This is a genomic window from Collinsella sp. CLA-ER-H6 (assembly GCF_040092305.1).
Taxonomy (GTDB): Bacteria; Actinomycetota; Coriobacteriia; order Coriobacteriales; family Coriobacteriaceae; genus Collinsella.
On record NZ_JBBNLS010000001.1, the window covers coordinates 133,389 to 159,184 of the forward strand.

Below are 25,796 nucleotides of genomic sequence, written 5' to 3' on the forward strand. Positions count from 1 at the left end.
TTACACGTGCTTCTTGTTCAGAATCACGCCGTTAGTGGTGTAACCCATGCGGTCAAGTGCCTCGAGTGCAGCGGCTCCCTCGGCTTCCTTCTTTGAGGAGCCGGAGCCGCGACCCTGGCGAATACCATCGATCAACACCACGGCGGTAAAGGTGGGCGCATGCGCCGGGCCCTCGGAGCCAACGAGCTTATACGCCGGGGGTTCGTGACCGTCGGCTTGCACGCACTCCTGCAAAAACGACTTGGGGTTTGCAGGATGCTCGGCACGCTCGGAAGCCAAATGCGGCTTAAGCGTACGATGGATAAACTCCGCTGCGGCATCCCAGCCGGCATCCAGGTACAGTGCACCCACGAGCGACTCGTAGACGTTCTCGAGGGCCGAATGCAGGCCGCGCGCACCGGTACCGGTCTCGGAGGCACCAAAGATGATGATGTCGTCGATGCCCAGCTCGTGAGAAACCTCGGACAGCGTAGCGCCCGAGACAAGCGACACCTTCAAGCGCGTGAGCTTGCCCTCGTCAAACTCTGGATAGGACTCAAACAGGGAGCGTGCGACCACAGCGCCCAAAATGGAATCGCCCAAGAACTCAAGACGCTCATAGCTGGCAGAAACCGGCTGGCCCTCGACTGCCGAGGGATGCGTGAGCGCCGCGCGCAGCAGCACCTTATTATTGAACTCGTGGCCCAGGATTTCCTGGGCGCGCGTAAGTCGTTCGGATAAAGCCAAGACTTAGGCCTCCTTGGCAGCTTCGATAGCGTCGACGGCGTCGGCGACAGAGTTGAGCGAGAGCAGGGTCTCGTCATCGATCTCGAGGTTGAACTCGTCCTCGATAGCCGTAACCAGCTGCAGGCGCTCGAGCGAGTTGGCATCGAGGTCGTCAAAGGTGGTCTCCTCGCTAATTTCGGCAACATCGACGCCCAGAACGTCAGCAGCGACCTCGGCGATCTTGTCGAAGATTTCGGAGCGGTCCATAGCGCTTCCTCTCATAGTGCATGAATACCAAAAGAATGGTACCGCCCGGGCGGTACCAAGACACGGTTCTGATTCTACCCCACGACGTGCGCCGCGAAGCACATAACAACGCTCTAACTCGCTCTTATAAAACGATACCGTCCATAGAGTTGGCGACATTCTCGACCAGCCCGGCGCGCACGGCTTCGGCCGCCGCGAGCGTACCGTTTTTAACAGCCTCGACCGAGGTAGCGCCATGGCCGATCAGGACCACGCCGCGCAGGCCCAAAAGAATCGCGCCGCCCTTGGCGTCGCCAGAGAGCTTGGCCTTTATCTCGCGCATCTGCTTTTTAATGAGCAGTGCGGCGATCTTGGTGCCGAGCGAGGCCATAAAGGCGCCCTTGAGCTCCTGCAGCAAAAACTTGGCAGCGCCCTCGGTAGCTTTGAGAGCGATATTACCCGACATGCCATCGGCAACGACGACATCGAAGTTGCCTGAGGTGAGGTCAGTGCCCTCGCAGTTACCAACAAAGCCGGGAACGGCGGCCTTCATAGCAGGGAAACAGGCCTTGGTAAAGTTGGAGCCCTTCTCGTCCTCGGTGCCGTTGGCAAGCAGGCCCACGCGAGGATGCTCGATGCCCAGGACGACGCGGGCATAGGCGCTACCCATCTGGGCAAAACGCACCATGTCATCGACCTCCACATCGGGGTTGGCACCCATGTCGCACAGCACCGTCAGACCGCCGGCGCGATTGGGCAGCGCATTGGTCAGGCACGGACGCACCGGCTGCTTCTTACCCTCGGCCATATATCGAAACGGCGTGACGTAGGCGGTCGCGGCAGCCGTCATGGCGCCGGTAGAGCCGGCGGAGAAGAACGCGTCCGCGTTGCCCTTCTTAATGGCGCGGCAAGAAAACACGATCGACGACTTACGCTTGGTCATCACAGCGCGAATGGGATCGTCGTCCATGGCGATAACGTCAGGTGCCTCAAGGGCCTCAACACGTGCATGGGAAGCTGCAAAGGGATTGACGATTTCGGCCGGGCCAGCCGCCAAGACCTCGATATCGGGATCGGCGGCAAGCGCAGCCTCGATACCATCGAGAACAACCTGAGGTTTCTCGTCTCCGCCCACAACGTCTACACAAACGCGAACGTTACTCATATACATGCTCCTTATACAAAAATGGCCGACTCATTGAGCCGGCCATTGTGGTTCCATTTGGAACGGCATCCCATCCAGAGTATACCGTTACTCGGTAACGATAACCTCGCGGTCCTTGTAGAAACCGCAGCTGGGGCACACGTGGTGCGGAAGCTTGACAGCGCCGCAACGGGGGCACGTGGACTGAGCCGCAGCCGAGATCTTCATGTTGGCGGAACGACGGGTGTGAGTGCGGATACGACCCTGCTTTTGTTTAGGTACGGGCATAGTGACCTTCCTTATGAACTATCCAGTGTGGCGATTACGCGCAAGTAGCGATACTACCACAGTTTTACTCATCGAGCTTGAGATTCTTCAATGCTGCAAATGGATTTTCCGTGGCAGCGGCCCATTCTGCCTCTGCCTGGGCGGCGCAATCGCATTGCTCGACGTTGAGATTGCAACCGCAAGTGGGGCACAGACCGCGACAATCGGGCTTGCAGAGCACCACAAACGGCGTATCCATAACGACCGCGTCATTGATGGGCTCACCCAAATCGACGATGCGGTCCTCACCCAGGAGCTCGTAGCCGTCCTCGTAGGCCTCGGGATCCTCGGGCTCCTCAAAGAGGTAGAACTCCTCGATCTCGCCGGCGATATCAAACGAGGCGGGCTCAAGGCAACGGTCGCACTCGCCGGTGGCGTGCGCGCGGACCATGCCCGTGAGCAAGACACCGGTGCCGGCATTGGTAAAGACAACGTCGTAGTCGATGCCGTCCTGAAGCTGGTACTCCTTCTCGCCCACCGTGTAGGTGGCGACATCGACCTTACCGGTCAGCGGATACGAATCTCCAGGAAACTCGAGCTGCTCGGAAAGATCGACGGTAACGCTCGGGAACTCAGCCATTACCACTGACCATTCTGTTGGGCGGCACCCTCGTTGAGCTGCTGACGGCAACGGGTAACGGTGCCAGTCAGGCTCTTGAGGTTCTCCTCCAGGTGCGTAAAGACCTGCTCTGCGTAGTCCTCGGCAGCATAACGCGTCTCGCGCTCGTACTGCTGGGCACGATCGCGGATGTCGTCGGCCTGCTGCTGCGCAAGGCGGACGATCTCCTGCTCACCGGCAATGGTGAGGGCCTGCTGCTGAGCGTCGGCGATGATGGAATCGGCCTGAGCGGCGGCGGAAGCCATAAGCTCCTCGCGCTCCTTAAGGATACGGCGGGACTTCTGCCACTCCTCGGGATAGCTCATGCGGATCTCGTCGAGGATGTTAAAGAACACGTCGGCGTCGATGACCTTGAACTGAGCGTTCTTGCCGAAAGGCGGCTTGGCTTCCTCGATCAGCCCTTCGAGCTCATCGACCAAGCTGACGATCCTATCGCCAGGAAAATTCTCGCCCGGCATCCGGTCTCCTTTCATAGGTAACATATCATCGTGCTAGTTTACCACATGCCACCAGGCAATAAAAAACGTCACGAAAAGCGATGTCTGAGCGCTTCGACCACGTTGGACGGGACAAACGTCGATACATCGCTGCCGAGCGAGGCGATCTGGCGAACGACCGAGCTCGAGATATAGCCGTACTGCGGCGCACTCATGACAAAGATGGACTCCAGCTCGCTATCCAAGCGATAATTGAGGTCGGCCTGCTGCAGCTCGTACTCAAAGTCGGTCATAGCGCGCAGGCCCTTGACCACGGCCCCCGCCCCCTGCTCGCGAGCGAAGTCGACCAAGAGGCCGGTAAAGGGCAGGACCTCGACGCCGTCAATATCGCCGAGCGCCTCGCGGGCCAGCGCCACGCGCTCATCGAGCATAAACGTGGTGCCCACACCGTTTTTACCCTGCGATTCGGCCACGGCGACAATCACGCTGGGAAAGATGCGTCGGGCGCGGCGGATCACATCGATATGGCCAAACGTGATGGGATCGAAGGTGCCCGGGACGATCACGCGGTTGATGGTGTCATTCATGGGCGTCCTCCTGAAACGTCGTGGCATCGTTGTTATCAGCATCGGTGACGGCGCTATCGCCCTCACCATCGTCATCGCCGACCCAACGGAGCAGGTCGACCGAGGTAATGCCGTAGCGCTTCTCACGTACAGTCTCAAAGTCTGCCGGATGCGCGCCCGCATCGGCGGCGGCATGCTCAAACAGGGCATAAGCGCCAGCTGCAAGCAGACCCTGCTGGGCCAGATTCTGCAGCAGTTCCTCGACCGGCTCGGCACCAAAAGCATAGGGCGGGTCGAGCAGGACCAGATCAAAGGGGCCGCCCGGTACACGACCGCGTGAGGCACTCGTCAGCATGTCGCCCGTGACCACGCGCCAACGCGCACGGTCACGGCAGAGCGACTCGATATTCTTGGTAATGAGCCGCGCGGCGTTGCGATCGATCTCAAACGTCGTAAGCGAGCGGGCCCCACGAGAGAGCATCTCTAACCCTAAGGCGCCGGAGCCACCAAAGGCGTCCAGCACACGAACCTCGTCCAAATCGAAATCGAATGCCGACATGACCATAGATGCGCACGCCTCGCGCACGCGATCAGTCGTGGGGCGGGTGACATCGCGACCACGGGGCTCCTCGATCTTACGACCGCGCCATTCGCCGCCGATGATTCTCATCCTCCGCTGACCTCCTTAAAGATATGTCGATAACGCATGGCGACCGCGTCGCGCAAGGGACGCGTCGCCACAGAGTCAAGGTTGCAAGCATACCGCAAGAGCTCGAGCGCGTCCAAATGGGCCAGCTCGATCAGTTCCTCGTCGGCATCCAGGTCGACAAAACGCAGGGTCACGCCACCATGCTGGCGATAACCCAGGATCTCGCCTTCATGGCGCAGGCGCAGGTCCATCTGGGCGAGCGTAAAGCCGTCCGAGGTCTTTTCGAGCGACTGGAGACGGTCTTGCGCCGCCGATGCGCCGCCGTTGCCCTTGGAGTGCGTCATAACCAGGCAGGTGCCCGACACGCTGCCGCGGCCCACGCGACCGCGCAGCTGGTGCAAGGCCGCCAAGCCAAAGCGCTCACCGTTCTCGATGACCATAACGGTGGCGTTGGGCACGTCGACGCCCACCTCGACCACCGTAGTCGAGACGAGCACGTCGATCTCGCCACGCTTGAAGGAATCGATGACCCGATCCTTCTCCCCCGCCGGCATGCGGCCGTGAAGGCGCTCGATGGCAAGCCCCGGCAACGCCAGGCGCAGGCGGTCGAGCTCGGTTGCCGTATCGTGCAGCGGCACGGGGACCGTCACGCGGCCCTCGTCGTCGCGGGCAATACCGGGCACGTCCTCCAGCTCATCGGCCGAGTCACTCGGCTCCACGAGCGGGCAAATCACGTAGGCCTGCTGACCCTTTTCATGCGCCTCGCGGATGGCTCCATAGGCAAGGTCACGGCTCGACTCGGTGAGTACGCTTGTCGTCACGCCAGCGCCAGGGACGGGCCGATGGCGGATGATGCTCGTGTCCAGATCGCCGTAGACCGAAAGCGCCAGCGTACGCGGGATGGGCGTTGCCGTCATAACGAGCAGATCGGCACCGGGGCCCTTCGCGCGCAGGGCGTTGCGCTGGCCCACACCAAAGCGGTGCTGTTCATCGATGACCACGAGCGACAGATGCTTGAACGCAACGTTATCCGAAAGCACCGCGTGGGTGCCAAAGAGGACGTCGAGCTCGCCCGATTCCAGCTGTGCATGGATGCGCTCGCGCTCTGCTACCGGCGTGGCACCCGTCAGAAGCGCCCAGGACATGCCGGCCTGCGAGAGCAGAGGGCCGGTCTTATCGGCATATTGGCGCGCCAGCACGCCCGTGGGCGCCATAACGCAGGCCTGCGTGCCGCTATCGGCAGCCATAGCCAGCGCGCAGGCGGCAACGGCGGTCTTACCGGTACCGACATCACCCAGCAGCAGGCGGTTCATCACGCGCCCGCCATCGCACATATCGCGCAGGATATCCTGGAACGCGGCCTCCTGCTCGTCGCTCAGCGAAAACGGCAGGGCTTGCTTGAGCGCGGCCAGGTGCTCACCCGCGGTGTGGGCATAGGGAACCACATCGACCAGGCCGCCGTCGTTGCGCAGGCGCAGCGCCAGCTGCAGGTAGAGGCACTCCTCGTAGGCAAGCCGTGCGCGCGCGATATCGCGCTCTGCCATACTCGATGGAAAGTGGATCGAACGCAACGCGCGGGCATTGCTCATGAGCTTCCGCTTTGCGCGCAGCGGCGCGGGAATCGGATCGAACGGATTGCCGACGACCTCGATCGCGCCGCTTACGATGCGGCGCATCCACGCCTGGCTCACGCCGTCACTCACGTAATGGACCGGCAGGATGGTGCCCGCAGCACGCCCGTCATCGAGCTTTTCAAAGTGCGGCGAGGCCATCTGCTTAAAGCCGTAGGCAAACTCGACCTTGCCCATCACGGCCAGGCGGTCACCCTGCTTAAGCTGCTGGGCAATCCAGGGCTGGCGGAAAAAGGCGACCTGCAGCACGCCCGTCTCGTCAACAAGCGAGACCTCGGTCACCTGCATGCGCGGACGCGGCTGCATTTGGACGATACGGTCGACCGTGGCGACAATCGTGCAAACGGTACCGATGGGAGCCATCTCGATGGACCAGGAGCGCGTAAAGTCGAGATATCGATGAGGGATATGGAGAAGGAGGTCCCCCACCGTCCGAATTCCCAGACGGCGAAGGGCCTCCTCGCGTTTACCCGAAACATATTTGAGTCGCGCGATATCCTCGTCGAGCGCATTGCTCTGGGCAAAGCGCTCCGAGACGCGCGGCACGGAGCACAGCTCGGACATGGGCAGTTGCCTACTCGATCGAGAAGATCACGGGATAGAGCGGCTGCTCGCCACGATGGGCGTCAATCTCCAGGTCGGGCTGAGCCTCCTCAATGGCGTCGACGATCTCCTGGAAGGCCTCATCGGACAGTTCCTCGCCGGCCAGAATCGTCAGCGCGTCACCCTCCTCTTCCTCCTGCATACGGTTGATGCAATCGAGCGTGACCTGCTTCACGTCAGAGCCGACCACATCGATGGAGCCGGCAATGATGCCCATGACGTCACCGGAGTGAATCGGCGAGCCGTCGGAGGCACTGGAGTCGCGCACGGCGCGGGTGACCTCGCCATCGCGGACCTCGCTGATGGCGTCGACCATAGCGGCAACAGCATCCTCGAGCTCGGAATCGGGCAGGACCGCGAACAGCGCGGAGAAGGCCTGCGGGACGGTCTTGGTGGGAACGACGGCAACCTTTTTATCGGTGCAGGCAGAGGCTGCGGCCTCGGCAGCCATGCGGATGTTGCCGTTATTGGGCAGGATGATGACCGAGGTCGCGTTGACCTGGTCCACCGCGCCCAGCAGGTCGGCGGTCGAGGGGTTCATGGTCTGGCCACCCGAGACGATCACGTCGACGCCGAGGGACTTGAGGATGTCGGCCTCACCGGAACCGGCAGCAACGGCGACAAAACCCAGCGCCTTGGCGGGCTCGGCGGCCTTTTCCTGATCCTCGTGGATCTTGGCGGTACGGTCGTGGGCCTCCATCTCCATGTTGTGGATAAAGACCTCATAGATCTGACCGAGCTGCAGCATGTGCTCGAGCACCAGGTTGGGGGTGTTGGAGTGCACATGGATCTTATAGTCGGGATAGGCGCCCACGAGCAGCTCACAGTCGCCCATGGAGCCTAGGAACTTAAGGCACTCGTCCTCGTCAAACGGGGCGTCGGCCTTAAAGAGGAACTCGTTGCAGTAGCGGAACTCCGAGCCCTCCCAGTCGTCGTTAGCCTCGATCTCAACACGACCAAGAGCGGTATCGCGGGCAGAGCCGGCGGAGTCAAACGTAGCGGAGAAATCCTCGACCACGGTGCTGCGACCAAGCGCGGCGGCAACAAAGTTCTCCAGGAAGATGGCAAAGCCGAAGGCGCCTGAGTCGACCACGCCGTTCTCTTTGAGGACGGGCAGCAAGTCGGGCGTGCGGGCGACGGACTGGTACGCCTCGACGACGATAGCATCGAGCGCATCCTCGGCCGAGAACTTCTTCTTCTCGCACTCATCGGCCTTGGTCGAGACATCGCGCAGGACCGTGAGGATCGTGCCCTCGATGGGCTTGCGGACAGCCTGGAAGGCGACCTTGACGGCACGACGGAAGGCGAAGGCAATGTTGGCGGACGTAATAGGCTCGTCGGCAGAGACAAGGCCCTCGGCCACGCCGCGAAGAATCTGCGAGGTAATAACGCCGGAGTTACCGCGAGCGCCCATGAGAGAGCCGTGGGTGATGGCACCGGCGATGGCCTCCATGTCGGCATCGGCGGGAAGGGCAGAGAGCTCCTTGGTCACCGAGGCGAGCGTGAGCGACATGTTGGTGCCGGTGTCGCCGTCGGGTACGGGGAAGACGTTGAGCTTGTTGATCTCCTCGGCCTTGTCGGAAACGGCAGCCGCAGCGATCGGAAAACAGGTGCGAATGGTCTTTGCAATCATGGGTATTTGAATCTCCGTTTTCGGATGCTAGTTCAGACGGCTCTTGAGCGCGTCGATATGGATGCCGATCTTAAGGCTGGCGGGATCGATCTGGGCGATCTCCTGCAGGGTGAAGGCAACGGAGCTCGAAAGATTGTGGCAGACGGACTTCATGTTGACGCCGTTCTCGAGCACGACGTGAAGATCGACCGTAAGGCCGTTCTCGTCGGCGGAGACAAGCACGCCCTTGCGGAGGCGCTGACCGGCAAGCAGGCGCACGCTCTCGGCGCCCTGGAGCTGCTCAGCCATACCGACAACGCCATAGCACGTCATCGCGGCATAACCGGCAATATCGGCAATAACGTCGTTCGAGACGCTCAGGCTGCCGTTAATGGTCTCAGACACAAGAATCTCCTTTTCTTGGTGCTCGCGGCACCATGTCGTGGGAGCAATCATTGCAATATTCTACAACGACCGCGCCATGTTGAGGTGGCGGGCCTCGGGATTACATCCTCGACACGAAATGTTGATACGGTAACGTTCGCGAACGGCGATCGCGGCATGAAAAAACCCGCCGCATACGCGACGGGTTTTACAACCTGGCTCCCCGGGTAGGACTCGAACCTACAACAGCGCGGTTAACAGCCGCGTGCTCTACCATTGAGCTACCGAGGAATTTAAAGCCCAACAGAAAGGGCTGGAAAATTCTGGCTCCCCGGGTAGGACTCGAACCTACAACAGCGCGGTTAACAGCCGCGTGCTCTACCATTGAGCTACCGAGGAATAGGTGCGCGCTCTCAAGCAACGAAGTATATTATACGGACGAATCAGCTCAGGGCAAGAACTTTTTTAAGAAATTTTCCGACCTAATCATTGGGGACGTTCTTAAACGACTAGTCATTCAAGAACGTCCCCAACGACTACATGAAAGCGCCCCCAAGCGGATGTGCCTGAGGGCGCCTCTTGCTTGACTAGCTCTCGATATAGTCCTTCAGCTTGCTGCTACGGCTGGGATGGCGGAGCTTGGCCAGGGTCTTGGACTCAATCTGGCGGATGCGCTCGCGCGTGACACCAAACTCGCGACCGACTTCCTCGAGCGTACGGGGATGTCCGTCGACAAGGCCAAAGCGCAGCTCGATAACCTTGCGCTCACGATCGGCAAGCGAATCGAGCACCTGGGTGAGCTGCTCCTGCAGCATGGAGAAGCTGGCCGCATCGGGCGGAACGATAGCCTGGGAGTCCTCGATGAAGTCGCCCAGCTGAGAATCCTCTTCCTCGCCGATGGGGGTCTCGAGCGACACGGGCTCCTGCGAGATCTTCTGGATCTCGCGGACGCGGTCGGCGCTCATGTCCATCTCGGCACCGATCTCCTCGGGGGTCGGGTCGCGACCCAGGTCCTGAAGGAGCTGGCGCTGCACACGGACGAGCTTGTTGATGGTCTCGACCATGTGCACGGGAATACGGATGGTACGGGCCTGGTCGGCGATAGCGCGCGTGATGGCCTGACGGATCCACCACGTGGCGTACGTGGAGAACTTAAAGCCCTTCTGGTAGTCGAACTTCTCGACGGCGCGAATCAGACCGAGGTTGCCCTCCTGGATCAGGTCCAGGAACAGCATGCCGCGACCGACATAGCGCTTGGCGATGGAGACGACCAGACGCAGGTTTGCGCTGATGAGCGCTTGCTTGGCTTCGAGGCCCACGTTCTCAATGCGCGTAAGACGACGCATCTCGGCACGCGTGAGTTCGAGCTCACCAGCATCGGCAGCCTCGAGCTTCTCGGTGGCCTCAAGACCGGCCTCGATCTTCATGGCCAGATCGACCTCTTCGGAGGCGGTCAGCAGGTCGACCTTGCCAATCTCCTTGAGGTACATACGGACCGGATCGCCGGTCAGCATCACCGTGGAGGCATCGATGCCGCGCACGCGGGAGCGTGAACGGGACGTGCGCACGGTGCGCTTCTTCTTGCTCTTGGAAGAACCCATCTCGGCGTCGGCCTGACGGGCCATCTTGAGCTCGTGATCGTCGAGCGAGCCGGAATCGTGCTCATCGTCGTCATCGAAATCGTCGGTATCAGAATCGGTATCGTCATCGTCGACGTCCATGGGGGCGTCGTCGTTACCGCTCGCGGAGATAATCTGGATGCCGCTGTTGCGCAGCGCGGAATACACCGCGGTGAGCTGCTCGTCAGAAACATCGATATCCTTCAGGGCGACCTGAATCTCGTCCTCGGTTACCGAAGTCCTGTTTGAGCTGTTGCCCATGAGCTTTGCAACGTAGGATTCCAGCCCAGTACCCGTGCTCTCAGTCTTTTTTGGCACAGATTCTCCCTTCATAGTCCACAGGACTCAATACTTTAGCACACACATTGACGTCTATACCCAAAAAGAGGACTGGATATAGGCGAGAATACGCTGGCCTTGATTCTCATTTTCATTGCAACAGCCTCAGGACTCAGCGCAACGCGTTGCGCTGAGTCCTGAGGCGCGAATCCGGGTAGGCAACCCCAGAGGGGCCGGAATCCCCCGGCCCGCGATGGAGGGAGGCCGGCATGTCCAGACCCAAGCCGTCCGGAAGGTCGTACGGGAGGCTCACGAGGCACGAGAGGAACACGGTCGAGAGGATGCTCGACCGCAACCGCAGCGCCCGCGAGATCGCCGCGGAGCTCGGCAGGTCGCCCTCGACCGTGACCAGGGAGGTGGCGGCGCACCGCTACGTCACCGCGCCGCGCTCGCGCTACGGCGAGCCCGCGCCCGCGGACCTGTCGGGGGCCTGCCCCAGGCTCTCCGCGTGGCCGAGGTGCTGCAACGGCTGCTCGCACAGGAGGGGCTACGGCTGCTCGAGGAGGCCCAGGGTGTTCTACAGCGCCAGGAGGGCGCAGGAGGCGGCCGACGCCGAGCTCTCGGCGAGCAGGTCCGGGATCGACGAGACCGAGGAGGGCGCCGCCGCCAAGCTCGCGGCCATCAGGGACGGGCTCGCGCGCGGGCTCTCCCCGCAGCAGATAGCGGCGACGACCCCCGGGCTCAGCGCCTCCACCGTCTACAGGTGGGTGGACGCCGGCTACGACGGCATGACGAACATGGAGCTCAGGCGCAAGGTCGGCTACAGGCCGAGGTCGCGCCGGGCCCCGAAGAGGGCGACGTCCCACTCGGCGCGCAGGTCGCACGCGTCGTTCCTCGCGCTCGGCGAGGACGCCTGCGCCGCGGCCTGGGAGATGGACACCGTCGAGGGCTCCAGGGGCGACTCCGCCAGGCTCCTCACGCTCCTGCACCGCCCGAGCCGCTTCCAGCTGGCCCTGCCGCTGCCGGACGGCACGTGCGCCTCGGTCCTGGCGGCGCTCTCCTCCCTGCGCGGGGTCCTCGGCGAGGACGGCGCGAGGCGCGCCTTCGGCGCCGTGCTCACCGACAACGGGAGCGAGTTCGCCGACGAGGGCGCCATCGCGGCGCTGCTCGGCGAGCGGGACGGCGAGACCAGGCTCTTCTACTGCGACCCCCGGCAGAGCCAGCAGAAGGGCGCGTGCGAGAAGAACCACGTGGAGATCAGGAAGCTGCTGCCCAAGGGCGCCGGGGCCAGGTTCGACCGGCTGACGGCGGCGGACTGCGCGCTGCTCATGTCGCAGGTGAACTCCGAACCGAGGGGGGCGCTCGGGTTCCTGACGCCGGCGCGCGTGCTGCGGATGGCCCTCGGGGAGGACGCCTCCGCCCTCATGGACGCGTTCGGGATAGAGGAGCTGGCGCCCGGCGAGCTCGACCTCACGCCCGGCTGCATCGAAAGGGCCAGGGCCGCGAGGGGCGAGGGGCCGCTGGCGGGATAGGCGGCGGGCCGGGACATGGGCCGGAGGGCCCGTGCGCTGAGTCCGGAACGGCTGCGCGGCGGGCTGGCGGAGCATGCGGCGGCGGCATGGGGGCACCGGACTCCACAGCCCCTCCACCTGCGGAAACGAAGTGATGGCCAGGTGCCGGGAGCTATTTCCGCGTTGCGCTAGCTGCGGAAACGCGGGGTCCGTTCAGGCTGTTGCGTTGAGATTGAAAATCAACCGAGAATACGCTGGTTAACCACAACATCTAGGCTTGTTCGGTGCCTGCGGCCTCCAGGCCGATCAAACGGAACGGGTCCGCCACGCCGCCGATCGACTTTTGCAACTCGCGTTGACGCTGCGAATCCTGCGCGGCCTGCACGGTCAGCGCGCGACGGGCCTCATCATCGAGCGAACGATCCTGGCGCAGCTTGGCCTGTGCGGCACGCATGCGGCGCTTGATGGTGTAGAGCTCGAGCGTATCGAGCATAAACACGATGTTCGTCTCGGTGGGGTGCTTGCTCGTCGCCGAGATGCGCCCGGCACTCACAAGCGTTGCCGCCTCGGGACACACCGAGCGCGCCGCATCCATGCAGGCTGCAGGATCGGTTCCCGGCGGCGTTGCCAGAACAGCCCACGCGATGGACTCGTGACGTGGGTCAACCCACTCGATGGAGCAGATGCGGTCGGCATACGTGCGGAACAGGTCGGGGTAGCTCGTGAGCATGGTCAACAGTTCGCGCTCCCCTGCCAAGGACTTGCGCTCTAGATCGGTCAAGACCATCGGCGCCGCCGTAGCCGGTGCGTCCGAACCATCAGGCACAGGAACAGAGCCCATACCATCAGGCACGTCGATCGGCGGCAGGTCGTCGACGACCTCCACGGGCGCGGCATCGTAGGCATCGAGCGGGACGTAGTCGTACGGCTCTTCTTCGACCGGCTCGGACACCGGCGGCGTAGCGCCCGATGCCCAAGCACCGCGACCGGCATCGCGGGAACCCAATGCCCGACTGCCCGCGCTACCAGAGCGCTCGGCCTGCGCCCGCTGGCGCTCAAAGTTCTGCTCACGACGTCGTTCCGCATCCTCGCGCTTGGCGACATCGCGAAACACGCGACCCGAGCTCGCACGCACTGTCTCCAGATCCAAACCCAACAGGTCGGCAATCTGGATAAAGTACGTGTCGATCATATAGCTGTCGCGCAACGGATAGATAAGCGTCAGCGCATCCTCCAGCGCCTTGGCGCGACCGCCCGGCGTGGTGATGTCACTCGACTCCTGCAGCGAACGGTACACAAAGTCCATGAGGGGCTCGGAGGCATCGATGCGCGCCTGCAATGCCTCGCCACCATGCGCGGTGATGAACTCCATGGGATCGTTGCCGTCGGGCAGCACCACGCAGCGCAGGTCCATAGAATCCTGCTCGATAAACTGAATCGCACGGCGAGCGGCCTTTTGGCCGGCGGCGTCACCATCGAACATGTACACGATGCGCTTGGCAAAGCGGGTGAGCGTCTTGACGTGATGCTCCGTGAGCGCGGTGCCCAGCGTGGCGACGACGTTTTTAATCCCCGCCTCCCAACAGGCGATGCAGTCGGTATAGCCCTCTACCACGATGGCGGTATCCTGCGCGACAATAAACTCCTTGGCCCAATTAAAGCCGTAGAGGTTTCGCTTTTTATGAAACACGCTCGTCTCGGCGGTGTTGAGGTACTTGGGTTGGCCGTCACCCATGATGCGCCCGCCAAAGGCAATGTTGTGACCCTGCTCGTCAAAGATGGGAAACATCACGCGGTCGTAGAAGCGGTCGGCAAGCTGCCCGCGCCCGCGGCTCACGGCAACATTGGCGTCGATCATCTCCTGCGGGGTAAAACCCGCCTGGGACAGGTGCGACACCAGCGCGTTGCGACCCGGCGCAAAGCCCAGGCAGTAGCGGCGGCAGACGTCGCCGCCCATGCCGCGGCTGGCAAAGTACTCGCGCGGACGGCCGTCCTTACCGCGCATAAGCATGGTGTGGTAGAACTGGGCGGTCTCGGCGCACAGATCGTAGATTCGGGCACGCTTGGTACCGCGCTCGCGGCGATCTCCGGTGTCATGCAGCTCAATACCCGCGCGATCGGCCAAATAACGGATTGACTCGGGAAAGCTCAGGTTCTCGCGCTTCATGATATAGGTGAAGACGTCGCCACCCTCGCCGCAGCCAAAGCAATGCCACACCTGCGTGGCGGGAATAATGTGGAAGGACGGCGTCTTTTCGCCATGAAAGGGGCAGCAGCCCCAAAACTCATGGCCGCGAGGCTTGAGCTCAACCGTTTCCTGCACGATGGCGACTAGGTCAGACGCAGCGCGTACCTGGTCTTTCTCCTCAACGCTAATCACGGATGCTCACCCCCTGCTCGCCCAAGTTGTGACGAATGTCCTCGATATTACCCTCGACGGTCGCGATAAGCTCGTCCAACGAATCGAACACGCGCGAAGGGCGCAGCCAACGCGTAAACGCCAACGACACCGAGGCGCCGTACAGGTCGCCCGCATACCCGATCAAGTTGGCCTCGAGATGCGCCGAGGCGGCGTCGTCGGCATACGTCGGCGGCAGGCCCACGTTGACGGCGGCAGGCCACACGGTATCGTCGACCAGCACAAGGCCCTCGTAGACGCCATCGGCAGGAACCTGAATACCCTCGCGCACCTGAATATTTGCCGTGGGAAAACCCATGTCGGAACCCTGGTGACGACCGCCGGCAACAATACCTCGCAACATATACGGGCGGCCGAGCAGCTCGGCGGCAAGCTCAACATGACCCTGGCGGAGCTCCTGGCGAATACGGGTGGCACAGATCGTCTGCCCATCGACGCACAGCAGCTTGTGGCCAAAGACGTCTACACCGCGCGTGGCTCCCCACGCCTGCATCTCGGCAACGCCCGAGGCGCCGCCGCGACCCAACCTAAAGTCGCTGCCAACGCGAATCGAGCGGATATCGACGACGCGCGAAAGCAGCTCAAGAAAACCCACGTGGTCGAGAGCCGCCACCGCAGGCGTAAAGGGAACGGCCACGACCGCATCGACCCCGGTGAGAGCCAGGGCATGCAGACGGTCGGCCGTCGTCATCAATTTTTGAGCGGGCGAAGGGCTCACCACTACGTCCGGGTCGGGATCGAAAGTGACCACGACTGCCTTGCAGCCGTGAGCATGCGCATCACGGACAAGCGCTTGGATGAGTTCCTGGTGTCCACGGTGAACGCCGTCGAACACGCCAATGGCGATTGAAGCGGCACCCAAGTGCTCACACTCATCAAACGTATCGGCAGGAACGATGCGAGCCTCGTCCGACTCGCCCGCGAAAAAGACACGCGCGAGCTCGCGAGCGGACAACATCATCGAACACCGCCGATTGCCTGCGGAAACACGTGCTCCATGACAAAGCGGCCGCCCTCAATGCGGGCGAGCGCCTTGAGTCCCCCATCGAGCACCAACGCAAACGGCGCCTTCGAGGAATCGAAATCGGCAAGCGCACGCTCAACGGGAATGCGTCGGCCGCAGAGCAGGTCGTCGGCAAGATTGCCCGGCAAGTCAACACGTGTGGCGCCCAGGGCCGCAATGGGATCCAGGGCAAAGCCAGCCGCGGACTCGGGAGAAAGCTCCTCGACCGCATGACAGGCGCCAATGGAAACAACACCGGAGGCCGTGCGGCGCAGCGCGGAAATATGCGCGGCGCTATCGCAAGCGCGGCCCAGGTCGCGAGCGAGCGCACGGATATAGGTGCCCTTGCTCACCGAGAACGCCACGGTCCACACACACGTATCACCTTCGCCGCCCACGGCGATCAGGTCGGCGGCATAGACCTCGACGGGGCGCGGAGGTAGGTCCACCGCATTGCCCTCGCGAGCAGACTTGTAGGCGCGAACGCCATTGACCGAGATAGCAGAAAACGCCGGCGGCACCTGCATCTGCGGGCCCAGCATGGCGGCCAAGCGCTCACGAGCATAGGCAGGATCGCGGAGCTCGTTGGCAACAGCCACCGTGCGGACCGCCTCGCCCTCCGCATCATCGGTATTGGTCTCGGCGCCAAACGAAATATCGGCGACGTAGCTTTTGGTATCGAGCGTGAGCATGCCCAGCAGACGGGTGGCCTGGCCCACACCCACCACCATGACGCCAGATGCCATGGGGTCGAGCGTGCCGGCATGGCCGACACGCCGCTCATGGAGGGCGCGTCGGCATTGCGAGACCACATCGTGGGACGTGCAGCCCACCGGCTTATCGACAGCGAGCAGCATATTCAGTTGTGAAGGCGTACGACGAGCCATGTACCATCCAAAAAGTTAAAGCTCGACGGTCACCAAAGCGGGATCCTCCCCTACCAGCTCGGCCAGCATGGGAAGTGCCACGGTGAGCGTCTCGAGAATTGTTCCGTTGTTGGAAAAGCCGGCGGCGGCATGATGCCCGCCACCGCCAAAATTGGCAGCAATCTCGGACACATCGAGGTCGCCCTTGGAGCGCAGGTTGCCACGCACCTTGGTATCGCCCTCAATGCCCTTTAAGAACATGCAAACCTCGACGCCCATCACCGAGCGCACCACGTCAACCAGGCCATCGCACTCATCCGAGGTGACACCGCAAGCCTCAAGGTCACTCTGGTACGCGTAGCTATACGCCACGCGCCCATGCGCGACCGTCTTAATGCGGCCCATAACGATGGACTTGAGGTGCAAAAACTCAACGCGCATGCTCTGGTAGACCTCGAGCGCAACGCGCGCCGGATCGGCACCGTGCGCCACCAGGCGCGAGGCCGCATGGAACGCGGCGGCATCGGCGTTTTGGTACTGAAAACGGCCGGTATCGGTAACCAAGCCACACAGCAGGCAGGTCGCAACGCCATCACGTGCGACAATGCCACAATTGTCCAAGAAGCGGTCGATGATCATAGCGCAGGCTGCAGCTTCGACGCGCCTCAGGCTGAGCTCGGCAAACTCCTCGCGCGCCGGATGGTGATCAAAGCACACCACATGCTTGGAGCGGCGAAGCACCTCGGCGGAATTATTGAGGCGCTCGACGACCGGCACGTCCACCGAGATGAACAGGTCAGGATTGCCGGTGTACGCAGATGCCGGCACCAGACGATCGGAGCCTTCCATAAAGCGGTAGATGCGCGGAACTGGGTCATCGTCTGCCAGCAGCAGGGCAATGTCCTTGTTGGGGAAAAACTTCATGAGCGAAAGGCCCAGACCCAATACGGAGCCCAAGGCATCGCCATCGGGAGAAGTATGTCCCGAAATCGCAATGGAGGACGCACCCTCGATGAGCTCGAGGATGCGTCGCTGAATATCTGCAGACTCGCACGAGGCGAGGTCGGCGGAATTAGTCATCTAAAGCTGCCTCCTGGGCGGCATCCGCTATGGGATAGCCGTCCTCGTCCTTTTCGATCGCAAGCGTGGCGGGAACGTTTTCCAGCGCGCGCGTGATGCGCTCGGCCTCATCGGTCGAGCGATCGATGCGAAAATCGAGATCGGGCGTGACGCGCCAATCGAGCGAGCGGGCCAACAGGCTACGGATGCGACCCTTGGCGCTGGCGAGCGCCTCCATGACCTCATCGTAGCGGCTCGCGTCGCACGACACGTACACGCGCGCGAACGAACGGTCCACCGCGACCTCGACCGCGGTCAAGGTGACCAGGTCGAGACGCGGATCGGAAACCTCAAAGAGCAGGATATAACCGAGCTTCTCGCGAAGCTGCTCGCCCAGACGGCGGGTTGCCTGCGTTTGCTTCATAGCGCTACCCCCTACTCGGTACGGGCAACCTGGTCGATGCGGTAGCCCTCAATGGTGTCGCCAGGCTTGATGTCCTGGAAGTTCTCCAGGCCAATACCGCCCTCGGAGCCGCTCTTGAGGCTCTTGGCCTCGTCCTTGTAGTGACGCATCGAAGCGATTTTACCGTTGAAGACCACGATGCCGTCGCGCACCAGGCGTACGGAATCGGTCGCAGCGATTTCACCCTCTTCGACGCGGACACCGGCGGCGATGCCGACTTTGGGCACCTTGAAGGTGTCCAGGACGGTCGCAGTGCCCGTGGAGACCTCAACCTCGGTGGGCTTGAGCATGCCGATACGGGCAGCGTCGAGGTCCTCGAGGCACTTGTAGATGACGTCGTAGCAACGGATCTCGACGCCCTCGCGCTCGGCGGCGGAGCGGGCCTTGCCGTCGGGACGAACGCCAAAGCCGATGATGATGGCGTTGGAGGCGTCGGCCAGGACGACGTCGGTCTCGTTGATGGCACCGACAGCGGAGTGGATCGTGTTGATGCGGACCTCGGACTGATCCATCTTGTCGAGCGAGTCCTGAAGAGCCTCGATGGAACCCTGGACGTCGGCCTTGATGATCAGGTTGAGTTCCTTGACCTCGGCGTCGGCAATGGTCTCGAAGAGGTTCTCGAGCGTGACGTGCTTGACGCGGCTCTGCTCCTCGATACGGGCCTTCAGCGAACGCTCGTCGGCAAGGGCGCGAGCCTCGCGCTCGTCCTCGAACACGCGGAACTCGTCACCGGCGTTGGGCACGGACTGCAGGCCCAGGATCTCGACGGCGTCGGAGGGACCAGCCTCGGTGACGGCACGGCCCTTGGGGTCGAGCATGGCGCGGACGCGACCGTAGGTAAGGCCGGCGACCAGCGTATCGCCCACGTGCAGGGTACCGCGGGTCACGAGCACGGTAGCGACCGAGCCGCGGCCCTTGTCGAGCTTGGCCTCGAGGACGTTGCCGGAGGCAAAGGTGTCCGGGTTGGCCTTGAGCTCGAGTACATCGGCCTGGAGCAGCACGGTCTCCAGAAGGTCGTCGATACCGATCTTCTGCTTGGCCGAGATGTTGACGAACATATTCTGTCCGCCCCACTCCTCGGGGATGACGCCGTACTCGGTGAGCTCCTGACGCACACGGTCGGGGTTGGCGCCGGGCTTATCGATCTTGTTGACGGCGACGACGATGGGTACGCCGGCAGCCTTGGCGTGGTTGATCGACTCGACGGTCTGGGGCATGACGCCGTCGTCGGCGGCCACGATCAGAATGACGATGTCGGTCACTTTGGCGCCACGGGCACGCATAGCCGTAAAGGTGGCGTGACCGGGGGTATCGATAAAGGTGATCTTGCGATCGTTGATCATGACCTGCGAAGCGCCGATGGCCTGCGTAATGCCGCCCGCCTCGCCGGCAGCGACGCCGGTGTGACGGATGGCGTCGAGCAGCGACGTCTTGCCGTGGTCGACGTGGCCCATGACGGTGACGACCGGGGCGCGCGGCTTAAGGTCGGCGGGATCGTCGTAGAACGAGAAGGTGTTCTCCTCCTCGGGGGTGATGATCTTAATCTGACGGCCCAGGTCGTCGGCAACGAGCTCGACAAGGTCGTCGGACATGGACTGCGTCATCGTGAGCGGCGTGCCCAGCAGGAACAGGCGCTTGATGATGTCGTTGGCCGGAACATCGAGCGCCTCGGCAAGCTCCTGGACGGTAACGCCCTGGGAGACCTTGATGGCGTCGAGGTCCTCGGGGTTCACGCCCTGGGCCAGCGCCTCCTCTATCTTGCGCTCCTCCTGAGCCTTGGCAGCCTCGCGCTCGCGCTTCTCCTTGCGCTTCTTGCGGCGACCGGTGGACTCGCGAGAGGCCTCCTCGACGGCGGCACGAGCCTCCTCGAGCACCTTCTCGCGGCTGTACTCCTCGGCCTCGCGAGCCATGCGGCTGTAGTGATCCTCTTCGTTGTTGTGACCGCCCTTGCGCTTCTTGCCCTTGCCCTGCTTATCGGGGTTGGGGAAGTCCATGCCGGCAGCGACGTTGTTGCTGGCGTTGGTGCGATGGCTGTGCGGACGGCTCTCGGAGGCGTTGCGCTCGGAGTTGTTGTCGGAAGCGTTGCGATCGTTACGACGGCCACCGCGGCGATCGTTGTTGCCGCCACGACGGTTACCGCGCTCTGCGGCGCGCTCGGCCTTGGCCTTGTCCTCGGCGTCCTTCTTCTCCTTGAGCACGGTCTCCTGTGCGGCGATCTGGTCGAGCAGCGAACGGAAGCGCGAACCGGAGTCGGAAGCGGGAACGGCGCGGCGCTGGGCCTCGCGGGCAGCCTCCTCCTTCTCACGGGCAAGGCGCTCCTGCTCGGCCTTCTTCTTGGCCTCGGCCTCGGCGCGGGCAGCCTCCTCAGCAGCCTGGGCTGCGGCAAACTGGCGACGCTCCTCCTCGCGGGCCTTCTCGGCGGCGATGCGCTCGCGCTCGGCCTCGGCGGCGCGAGCGGCCTCCTCGGCGGCAGCTGCCTGCTCCTCAGCCTGCTTGGCGGCCTCGACTTCCTGAGCGCGGGCCTCGATTACCGAGGCGAGCTGCTTGCGGACCATGGCGACATAGGCGTCCTCCAAGGTGGAGGAAGCGGACTTAGCGGGAATCTTCATATCGGCAAGATGACCCATCAGTTCCTTGGAGGTCATGCCGAACTCTTTGGCCAGGGTGGACACACGGACTTTTGCCATATGACTTCACCTACCCTTTCTGGCACCTTGGGTGCCTAGAGACTGAACGAGCGTGGGAGACGCGCCGGGACCCGCCCGGCGCGACCGCGCGCTAGATCAGGTCCTCCGCATCATCGAAGGCGTCGGTGTCGTGGACACCGCAGAAACGGGAGCCGGGACGAGCCTGGTTTCGGCACTGGATGCCGTCCTCGGACACGTACTCGCAGCGGCGGACGTCCTCGTCCTCCTCGTCACCGATCAGGTCGGCGGCGGGCTCCTCGTGAACGGGAACGTTCTTGAGGATGTCGGCGGCAAGCGTCTCGGACTTGATGTCGATGTGCCAGCCGGTCAGGCGCGCGGCGAGGCGGGCGTTCTGGCCCTCCTTGCCGATGGCGAGGGACAGCTGGTCGTCGGGCACGATGACGCCGGCGTAGGCCTTCTCCTCGTCGATGAGGACGCGGGTGACCTTAGCGGGCGACAGGGCGTTAGCAACGTAGACGGCAGGATCGGCATCCCACAGGATGACGTCGACGCGCTCGCCGCGGAGCTCGCCCACGACAGCGCGAACACGGCTGCCCTTGGGGCCGACGCAGGCGCCCACGGGATCCAGACGGTCGTCGAGCGAGTGGACGGCGACCTTGGAGCGCTGACCGGGCTCGCGGGCGATCGACTTGATCTGGACGGTGCCCTCATAGATCTCGGGCACCTCCTGCTCAAATAGACGACGCATGAGCTCGGGGTGGGTACGGGAGATGACAATCGGCGGACGGCTGTGCTCGCCACGAACCGGCTGCAGGTTGGAGTTGGGGTCGCGAACGTCGATGATCACGGCCTTGATGTGCTGGTTGTGCAGGTAGCGCTCGCCCATCGGACGCTCGTTGCGCTCGTTCTCGTAACGGCGCTGGTCGAAGTGCGGCAGCTCGGCCTCGACGCCCTCGCGAATCTTGACGATCGTGAAGTCGGGCGTGGACTGCAGCACGGTACCGCTGATGAGGTCACCGATGCGGCCGGAGAACTCCTCGTAGATCTGCTCGCGGGCGGAGTTACGCACGATGGCGTTGATCTCGGCCTTGGCGTGCTGGGCAGCGATGCGGCTCGTATTCTTGGGGGTGACGTCGATCTCCTCGAACTCGGTGAAGTTGCCCTCCTCGTCCATGGAATCGTCGATCGGCTCCAGGCGGTAGACGTAGATCTTGCCGGTGGTGCGGTCGATGGTCACCTTGGCGCCCCACTCAAGATGCAGGATCTCGGCATAGCTCTTGGCGAGCGACTGCTCCAAGCGGTCGATCAAGTAGAGCTGGTCGATGTGCTTCTCCTGGCAAAGCTCCATCAGGGCGGACATCATGTCGGATGCTGCCATCTTACTTTCCTTCCTTCGCGGGCTTGAAGTCGTAGGTGGGCTTCAACTTGCACTTTTTAACATCAGAGAAATCGAGGGTAACGGACTCGCCGTCCTCGAGCTCGAGGGTCACGTTCGTCTCGGTGGCGGCGGCAATCTTGCCGGCGTACTTGCGACGGCCCTCGGTGGCGGTGGAGGTGAGCTCACAATTCTCGCCCACAAAGCGGGCAAAGTCGCACGGGCGGCGCAGCGGGCGCGCCATGCCCGGGCTCGACACCTCGAGCGTATAGCTCGAAGAGATGGGATCGAGCTCCTCAATCACATCGCCGACCCACTTTGTGTTGGCCGTGACGTCGTTGAGCGACAGGCTCTGACCCTCGGCACCCTCGATACGCACACGCACGCAGGGGGCCTTGGTGGCACCCACGAGCTCGACGTCGACGATATCGATATCGTGCTGGGGAGCGACGGCCTCGAGCGCGTCGATGATCGCCTGCTCGGTCTTGGTCTTGACCATTGCGGCACCTCCATCCATACAAAAAAGAAGCGGGGCCGAAACCCCACTTCTTTCAATTACAACTTCATTTGCAAGCAAACTATACCAATAGCTGCGGAAACGTGCAAGCACAGTACGAACCTGCAGGTCAGCGGGAGCACAGGTTCTCCACAAGAATAGAACAATTGACCGCAGGCACCAGGACAGGTACATGAAAAACGAGGGGCGACCTAGCCGGATCGCCCCTCGCCTATAGCACGTCAGCTAAGCGCGCAGTGCTTACTTGACCACCAGGTTGACCAGCTTACCGGGCACGCAGATGGCCTTGACGACCGTCTTGCCCTCGAGCCACTTGGCGACGGCGGCCTCGGCGGCAGCCTGCATATCCTCATTAGAGGCATCGCGGGCAACGTCGACGCGGCCGCGGACCTTGCCGAGCACCTGGACCACGATCTGCACCGTGTCCTCAACGGACTCGGCCAGGTCGAACTCGGGCCAGGCGGCGGTATAGGCGTTGCCCTCGCAGCCGAGCGCCTCGTGCCACAGCTCGTCGGCCCAGAACGGGCAGATGGGGGCAAGGACGCTCACGATGTCCTTGGCCACGCCGTAGCACAGCGCCTTGTCGCGGGCGGTACCCTCGGTGGCGTTGAGGTAGGCGCTCGCCGCGTTGACGAGCTCCATGACGGCCGAGATCGCGGTGTTAAACTGGCCGCGATCGAAGTCCTCGGTGCACTTGGCGATGGTGCGGTGACGCTCGCGATAGAGCTTCATCGCAACCTCGTCGAGTGCGGACTTGTCGAAGGCCACGTTGGCATCGCCGGACTGGACGAGCTGCCAAACGATACGCCAGGCGCGCTTGATAAAGCGGTTGGCGCCCTCGACGGCCTTGGGGTCCCAGTCGAAGTCCTTCTCGGGCGGGGCGATAAACAGGATCGCCAGACGCATGGTGTCGGCGCCGTAGGGCTCGATGACCGAGCTCGGGGGCACGACATTACCCTTGGACTTGGACATGGTATCGCCGTTCTCGTCCTTGACCATGCCCTGGCACAGCAGGTTGGTGAAGGGCTCGTCCACACTCAGCAGGCCCAGATCGCGCAGTGCCTTGGTAAAGAAACGACTGTAGAGCAGGTGCAGAATGGCGTGCTCGATGCCGCCGATGTAGTTATCGACGGGCATCCAACGGTCGGCGGCCTCACGGGAGAAGGGCAGCTCAGTGTTGTGCGGATCGGTATAGCGCAGGTAATACCAGCTGGAGCAGGTAAAGGTGTCCATGGTATCGGTCTCGCGCTTGGCCGGGCGGCCGCAGACCGGGCAGGTGGTCTCGTAGAACTCCTTGCACTCGGCAAGGGTTTCGCCAGCGCCCAGGTCCAGGTTCTCGGGCAGCGTCACCGGCAGCTGATCCTCGGGCACGGGCACGATGCCGCAGTGCTCGCAGTGGATGGCCGGGATGGGGTTGCCCCAATAGCGCTGACGGGAAATGAGCCAGTCGCGCAGACGGAACTCGACCTTGCGACGACCACAGCCCATGGCCTCGAGGTCGGCCACGATCGCAGCCTCGCCCTCGGAGTGCTTGCCGCCGCGCATGCCGGTGTACTTGCCGGACTGGACGAGCGTGCCCTCGGCAGCGTGGGCGCAATCCCAGTCGACGGTCTCGGCATGGAAGGTATCGATGGTCTCGCCATTAGCCTCGACGGCTGCGCGGTCATCGTCGTCCAGGATGATTGGCACGATCGGCAGGTCGTACTTACGGGCAAACTCAAAGTCGCGCTGGTCGCCACAGGGAACGGCCATGACGGCACCGGTACCGTAGTCGGCAACGACATAATCGGCAACCCACACGGGGACCTTCTCGCCGTTGACGGGGTTTACCACATAGCGGCCCGTGAAGGCACCGTGCTTCTCGAGGGTGCCCTGGGCACGCTCGACGGCAGAGATATGCTTGGAGTCCTCGACGATCTTGGTGACGGCCTCCTCGTACTCCGTGCCCTCGACGAGCTCGTGCAGGCCGGCGTACTCGGGAGCCAGGACAAAGAAGGAGACGCCAAAAAGGGTATCGGCACGCGTGGTGAAGACGGTAATCTTGCCCTCGTCGCCCTCGATGGGCTCGCCATCCTGGTCGCACAGGGTAAAGTCGACCTCGGCGCCCTCGGAGCGACCGATCCAGTTGGCCTGCATCTGCTTGACGCGCTCGGGCCAGCCGGGGAGCTTCTCCAAGTCGTCGAGCAGCTCCTGAGAGTACTCGGTAATCTTGTAGTACCACTGCTCAAGGTCGCGCTTCTCGGGCTCGGTGCCGCAGCGCCAGCACTTGCCCTCGGTAACCTGCTCGTTAGCCAGAACGGTCTTGCAGTTGGGGCACCAGTTGACCGGGTTCTTCTTGCGATAGACCAGGCCCTTTTCCCACATCTTCTCAAAGATCCACTGACCCCAACGGTAGTAGTCAGGGCTGCAGGTCTTGACCATGCGATCCAGATCGTAGGAGAAGCCCATGCGCTTCATCGTGGCAAGCGCCTGGTCCATGTTCTTATACGTCCAGGCGGCAGCCTGCGTGTTGTGCTTGATGGCGGCGTTCTCGGCAGGCAGGCCAAAGGCGTCAAAGCCGATGGGGTGCAGCACGTCGTAGCCGCGCATGCGGGCCTGACGGGCCATGGCATCACCGATGGTATAGTTGCGCGCATGGCCCATGTGCAGGTCGCCCGACGGATACGGGAACATCTCGAGCACGTACTTCTTGGGCTTGCTGTCGTCGGTGTCGACGGCAAAGAGGTTGGAGTCCTCCCAGGCCTTCATCCACCTGGACTCAATGGCCTGCGCGTCGTAGGCAGGGATCTCGTCCTTATGATCTGTGCAATCGCACATATCAGCTCCTTTGTTAGCTGGGTTGGGGCGGGGCGTTCTTACCTTTACTCGCTGCTGCGGACAGTCCTGCTCGCACGAAGAGCACATTAAGTGCTCTTCGGCTCGTGCGGAACTTGCAGCGAGCAAAGGTAAGAACGCCCCGCCACATCGTTAACTCGCATGATGATAGCAAATACAACAAGCGAGATGCCTGCGACTTGCAGGCATCTCGCTTTATCTAAATAACGTGGTTGTGAATCAACCGCTAATTGTTACCCGCCCAAACATGATCGGGTTTTCCAAGTGCCGCAGATTGCC

General features: G+C 62.6%; 22 protein-coding genes and 2 tRNA genes. 1 reads left to right on the top strand and 23 read right to left on the bottom strand.

Translation table 11 applies throughout. The annotated features are described in order from the left end of the window. The 14 genes from rnc to rpoD all read right to left on the bottom strand — a co-directional run bounded on the left by rnc (nucleotide 1) and on the right by rpoD (nucleotide 10,860). A complete protein-coding gene (gene rnc, locus AAAX77_RS00595; protein ID WP_117716046.1) occupies nucleotides 1-726 on the bottom strand; it encodes a ribonuclease III in 726 nt (241 codons plus the stop codon). 3 nt (nucleotides 727-729) lie between these two features. Beyond that, nucleotides 730-972 (bottom strand): acyl carrier protein, encoded by a 243-nt coding sequence (locus AAAX77_RS00600; RefSeq protein ID WP_055286398.1) that lies wholly within the window; start codon nucleotides 970-972, stop codon nucleotides 730-732. A 124-nt stretch (nucleotides 973-1,096) separates the two neighbouring features. Further along, nucleotides 1,097-2,116, bottom strand: a complete 1,020-nt coding sequence (plsX, locus tag AAAX77_RS00605) for a phosphate acyltransferase PlsX (protein ID WP_349104230.1) — start codon at nucleotides 2,114-2,116, stop codon at nucleotides 1,097-1,099. An 87-nt stretch (nucleotides 2,117-2,203) separates the two neighbouring features. Continuing rightward, nucleotides 2,204-2,383: a 50S ribosomal protein L32 gene (gene rpmF / locus AAAX77_RS00610; protein ID WP_022094017.1), complete on the bottom strand. Its 180-nt coding sequence runs from the start codon at nucleotides 2,381-2,383 to the stop codon at nucleotides 2,204-2,206. Between the two features lie 64 nt (nucleotides 2,384-2,447). After that, nucleotides 2,448-3,002 (bottom strand): DUF177 domain-containing protein, encoded by a 555-nt coding sequence (locus tag AAAX77_RS00615; protein WP_055309521.1) that lies wholly within the window; start codon nucleotides 3,000-3,002, stop codon nucleotides 2,448-2,450. Further along, on the bottom strand, nucleotides 3,002-3,499 hold the full coding sequence (locus AAAX77_RS00620) for an ATPase (protein WP_040358176.1): 498 nt from the start codon (nucleotides 3,497-3,499) through the stop codon (nucleotides 3,002-3,004). Before AAAX77_RS00620 ends, AAAX77_RS00615 begins: the two co-directional genes overlap by 1 nt. A gap of 68 nt (nucleotides 3,500-3,567) precedes the next feature. Beyond that, on the bottom strand, nucleotides 3,568-4,065 hold the full coding sequence (gene coaD / locus AAAX77_RS00625) for a pantetheine-phosphate adenylyltransferase (protein ID WP_349104232.1): 498 nt from the start codon (nucleotides 4,063-4,065) through the stop codon (nucleotides 3,568-3,570). Next, nucleotides 4,058-4,714, bottom strand: a complete 657-nt coding sequence (gene rsmD / locus AAAX77_RS00630; protein WP_349104234.1) for a 16S rRNA (guanine(966)-N(2))-methyltransferase RsmD — start codon at nucleotides 4,712-4,714, stop codon at nucleotides 4,058-4,060. Before rsmD ends, coaD begins: the two co-directional genes overlap by 8 nt. Then, the gene (locus AAAX77_RS00635; protein WP_349104236.1) at nucleotides 4,711-6,888 is read right to left on the bottom strand and encodes an ATP-dependent DNA helicase RecG; all 2,178 of its coding nucleotides are present in this window, start codon (nucleotides 6,886-6,888) and stop codon (nucleotides 4,711-4,713) included. The genes rsmD and AAAX77_RS00635 overlap by 4 nt, the downstream gene beginning before the upstream one ends. Before the next feature lie 10 nt (nucleotides 6,889-6,898). Then, nucleotides 6,899-8,560, bottom strand: a complete 1,662-nt coding sequence (locus AAAX77_RS00640) for a DAK2 domain-containing protein (RefSeq protein WP_349104238.1) — start codon at nucleotides 8,558-8,560, stop codon at nucleotides 6,899-6,901. Between the two features lie 27 nt (nucleotides 8,561-8,587). Beyond that, nucleotides 8,588-8,944 (bottom strand): Asp23/Gls24 family envelope stress response protein, encoded by a 357-nt coding sequence (locus tag AAAX77_RS00645; RefSeq protein ID WP_022093773.1) that lies wholly within the window; start codon nucleotides 8,942-8,944, stop codon nucleotides 8,588-8,590. A 195-nt stretch (nucleotides 8,945-9,139) separates the two neighbouring features. Next, nucleotides 9,140-9,214: transfer RNA gene (locus tag AAAX77_RS00650), tRNA-Asn, on the bottom strand. Between the two features lie 33 nt (nucleotides 9,215-9,247). Next, nucleotides 9,248-9,322: transfer RNA gene (locus AAAX77_RS00655), tRNA-Asn, on the bottom strand. Between the two features lie 188 nt (nucleotides 9,323-9,510). Next, nucleotides 9,511-10,860 (bottom strand): RNA polymerase sigma factor RpoD, encoded by a 1,350-nt coding sequence (gene rpoD, locus AAAX77_RS00660; RefSeq protein WP_349104239.1) that lies wholly within the window; start codon nucleotides 10,858-10,860, stop codon nucleotides 9,511-9,513. A gap of 230 nt (nucleotides 10,861-11,090) precedes the next feature. Between rpoD and AAAX77_RS00665 the strand changes: the two genes are divergently transcribed. Then, nucleotides 11,091-12,353, top strand: coding sequence for an IS30 family transposase (locus tag AAAX77_RS00665; protein ID WP_035137225.1), 1,263 nt, complete (start codon nucleotides 11,091-11,093; stop codon nucleotides 12,351-12,353). A 250-nt stretch (nucleotides 12,354-12,603) separates the two neighbouring features. Here AAAX77_RS00665 and dnaG read toward each other — a convergent pair whose 3' ends face one another. The 9 genes from dnaG to leuS form a co-directional block, all read right to left on the bottom strand. Beyond that, nucleotides 12,604-14,712, bottom strand: a complete 2,109-nt coding sequence (gene dnaG / locus AAAX77_RS00670; RefSeq protein WP_349104241.1) for a DNA primase — start codon at nucleotides 14,710-14,712, stop codon at nucleotides 12,604-12,606. Next, the gene (gene ribF, locus AAAX77_RS00675; RefSeq protein WP_349104242.1) at nucleotides 14,705-15,712 is read right to left on the bottom strand and encodes a riboflavin biosynthesis protein RibF; all 1,008 of its coding nucleotides are present in this window, start codon (nucleotides 15,710-15,712) and stop codon (nucleotides 14,705-14,707) included. The genes dnaG and ribF overlap by 8 nt, the downstream gene beginning before the upstream one ends. Continuing rightward, entirely contained in the window at nucleotides 15,709-16,641 is a 933-nt protein-coding gene (truB, locus tag AAAX77_RS00680; protein ID WP_260698928.1) for a tRNA pseudouridine(55) synthase TruB, read from the bottom strand. The genes ribF and truB overlap by 4 nt, the downstream gene beginning before the upstream one ends. A 15-nt stretch (nucleotides 16,642-16,656) precedes the next feature. After that, a complete protein-coding gene (locus AAAX77_RS00685) occupies nucleotides 16,657-17,700 on the bottom strand; it encodes a DHH family phosphoesterase (protein WP_349104243.1) in 1,044 nt (347 codons plus the stop codon). Then, entirely contained in the window at nucleotides 17,693-18,103 is a 411-nt protein-coding gene (gene rbfA / locus AAAX77_RS00690) for a 30S ribosome-binding factor RbfA (protein ID WP_349104244.1), read from the bottom strand. The genes AAAX77_RS00685 and rbfA overlap by 8 nt, the downstream gene beginning before the upstream one ends. An 11-nt stretch (nucleotides 18,104-18,114) precedes the next feature. Continuing rightward, entirely contained in the window at nucleotides 18,115-20,829 is a 2,715-nt protein-coding gene (infB, locus tag AAAX77_RS00695) for a translation initiation factor IF-2 (protein ID WP_271737825.1), read from the bottom strand. A gap of 91 nt (nucleotides 20,830-20,920) precedes the next feature. Further along, entirely contained in the window at nucleotides 20,921-22,168 is a 1,248-nt protein-coding gene (gene nusA, locus AAAX77_RS00700) for a transcription termination factor NusA (protein WP_006234042.1), read from the bottom strand. 1 nt (nucleotide 22,169) lies between these two features. Continuing rightward, a complete protein-coding gene (gene rimP, locus AAAX77_RS00705; RefSeq protein ID WP_152068090.1) occupies nucleotides 22,170-22,664 on the bottom strand; it encodes a ribosome maturation factor RimP in 495 nt (164 codons plus the stop codon). A gap of 258 nt (nucleotides 22,665-22,922) precedes the next feature. After that, a complete protein-coding gene (leuS, locus tag AAAX77_RS00710; RefSeq protein WP_349104246.1) occupies nucleotides 22,923-25,499 on the bottom strand; it encodes a leucine--tRNA ligase in 2,577 nt (858 codons plus the stop codon). Nucleotides 25,500-25,796 lie beyond the last annotated feature (297 nt).

Bases quoted from the DNA above. Each gene is read 5' to 3' on its own strand.
- leuS (WP_349104246.1), bottom strand. From the start codon at position 25,499: ATGTGCGATTGCACAGATCATAAGGACGAGATCCCTGCCTACGACGCG.
- coaD (WP_349104232.1), bottom strand. From the start codon at position 4,065: ATGAATGACACCATCAACCGCGTGATCGTCCCGGGCACCTTCGATCCC.
- AAAX77_RS00615 (WP_055309521.1), bottom strand. From the start codon at position 3,002: ATGGCTGAGTTCCCGAGCGTTACCGTCGATCTTTCCGAGCAGCTCGAG.
- ribF (WP_349104242.1), bottom strand. From the start codon at position 15,712: ATGATGTTGTCCGCTCGCGAGCTCGCGCGTGTCTTTTTCGCGGGCGAG.
- nusA (WP_006234042.1), bottom strand. From the start codon at position 22,168: ATGGCAGCATCCGACATGATGTCCGCCCTGATGGAGCTTTGCCAGGAG.
- AAAX77_RS00620 (WP_040358176.1), bottom strand. From the start codon at position 3,499: ATGCCGGGCGAGAATTTTCCTGGCGATAGGATCGTCAGCTTGGTCGAT.
- infB (WP_271737825.1), bottom strand. From the start codon at position 20,829: ATGGCAAAAGTCCGTGTGTCCACCCTGGCCAAAGAGTTCGGCATGACC.
- AAAX77_RS00600 (WP_055286398.1), bottom strand. From the start codon at position 972: ATGGACCGCTCCGAAATCTTCGACAAGATCGCCGAGGTCGCTGCTGAC.
- plsX (WP_349104230.1), bottom strand. From the start codon at position 2,116: ATGAGTAACGTTCGCGTTTGTGTAGACGTTGTGGGCGGAGACGAGAAA.
- truB (WP_260698928.1), bottom strand. From the start codon at position 16,641: ATGGCTCGTCGTACGCCTTCACAACTGAATATGCTGCTCGCTGTCGAT.
- AAAX77_RS00665 (WP_035137225.1), top strand. From the start codon at position 11,091: ATGTCCAGACCCAAGCCGTCCGGAAGGTCGTACGGGAGGCTCACGAGG.
- AAAX77_RS00635 (WP_349104236.1), bottom strand. From the start codon at position 6,888: ATGTCCGAGCTGTGCTCCGTGCCGCGCGTCTCGGAGCGCTTTGCCCAG.
- rpmF (WP_022094017.1), bottom strand. From the start codon at position 2,383: ATGCCCGTACCTAAACAAAAGCAGGGTCGTATCCGCACTCACACCCGT.
- rbfA (WP_349104244.1), bottom strand. From the start codon at position 18,103: ATGAAGCAAACGCAGGCAACCCGCCGTCTGGGCGAGCAGCTTCGCGAG.
- rsmD (WP_349104234.1), bottom strand. From the start codon at position 4,714: ATGAGAATCATCGGCGGCGAATGGCGCGGTCGTAAGATCGAGGAGCCC.
- rimP (WP_152068090.1), bottom strand. From the start codon at position 22,664: ATGGTCAAGACCAAGACCGAGCAGGCGATCATCGACGCGCTCGAGGCC.
- AAAX77_RS00685 (WP_349104243.1), bottom strand. From the start codon at position 17,700: ATGACTAATTCCGCCGACCTCGCCTCGTGCGAGTCTGCAGATATTCAG.
- AAAX77_RS00640 (WP_349104238.1), bottom strand. From the start codon at position 8,560: ATGATTGCAAAGACCATTCGCACCTGTTTTCCGATCGCTGCGGCTGCC.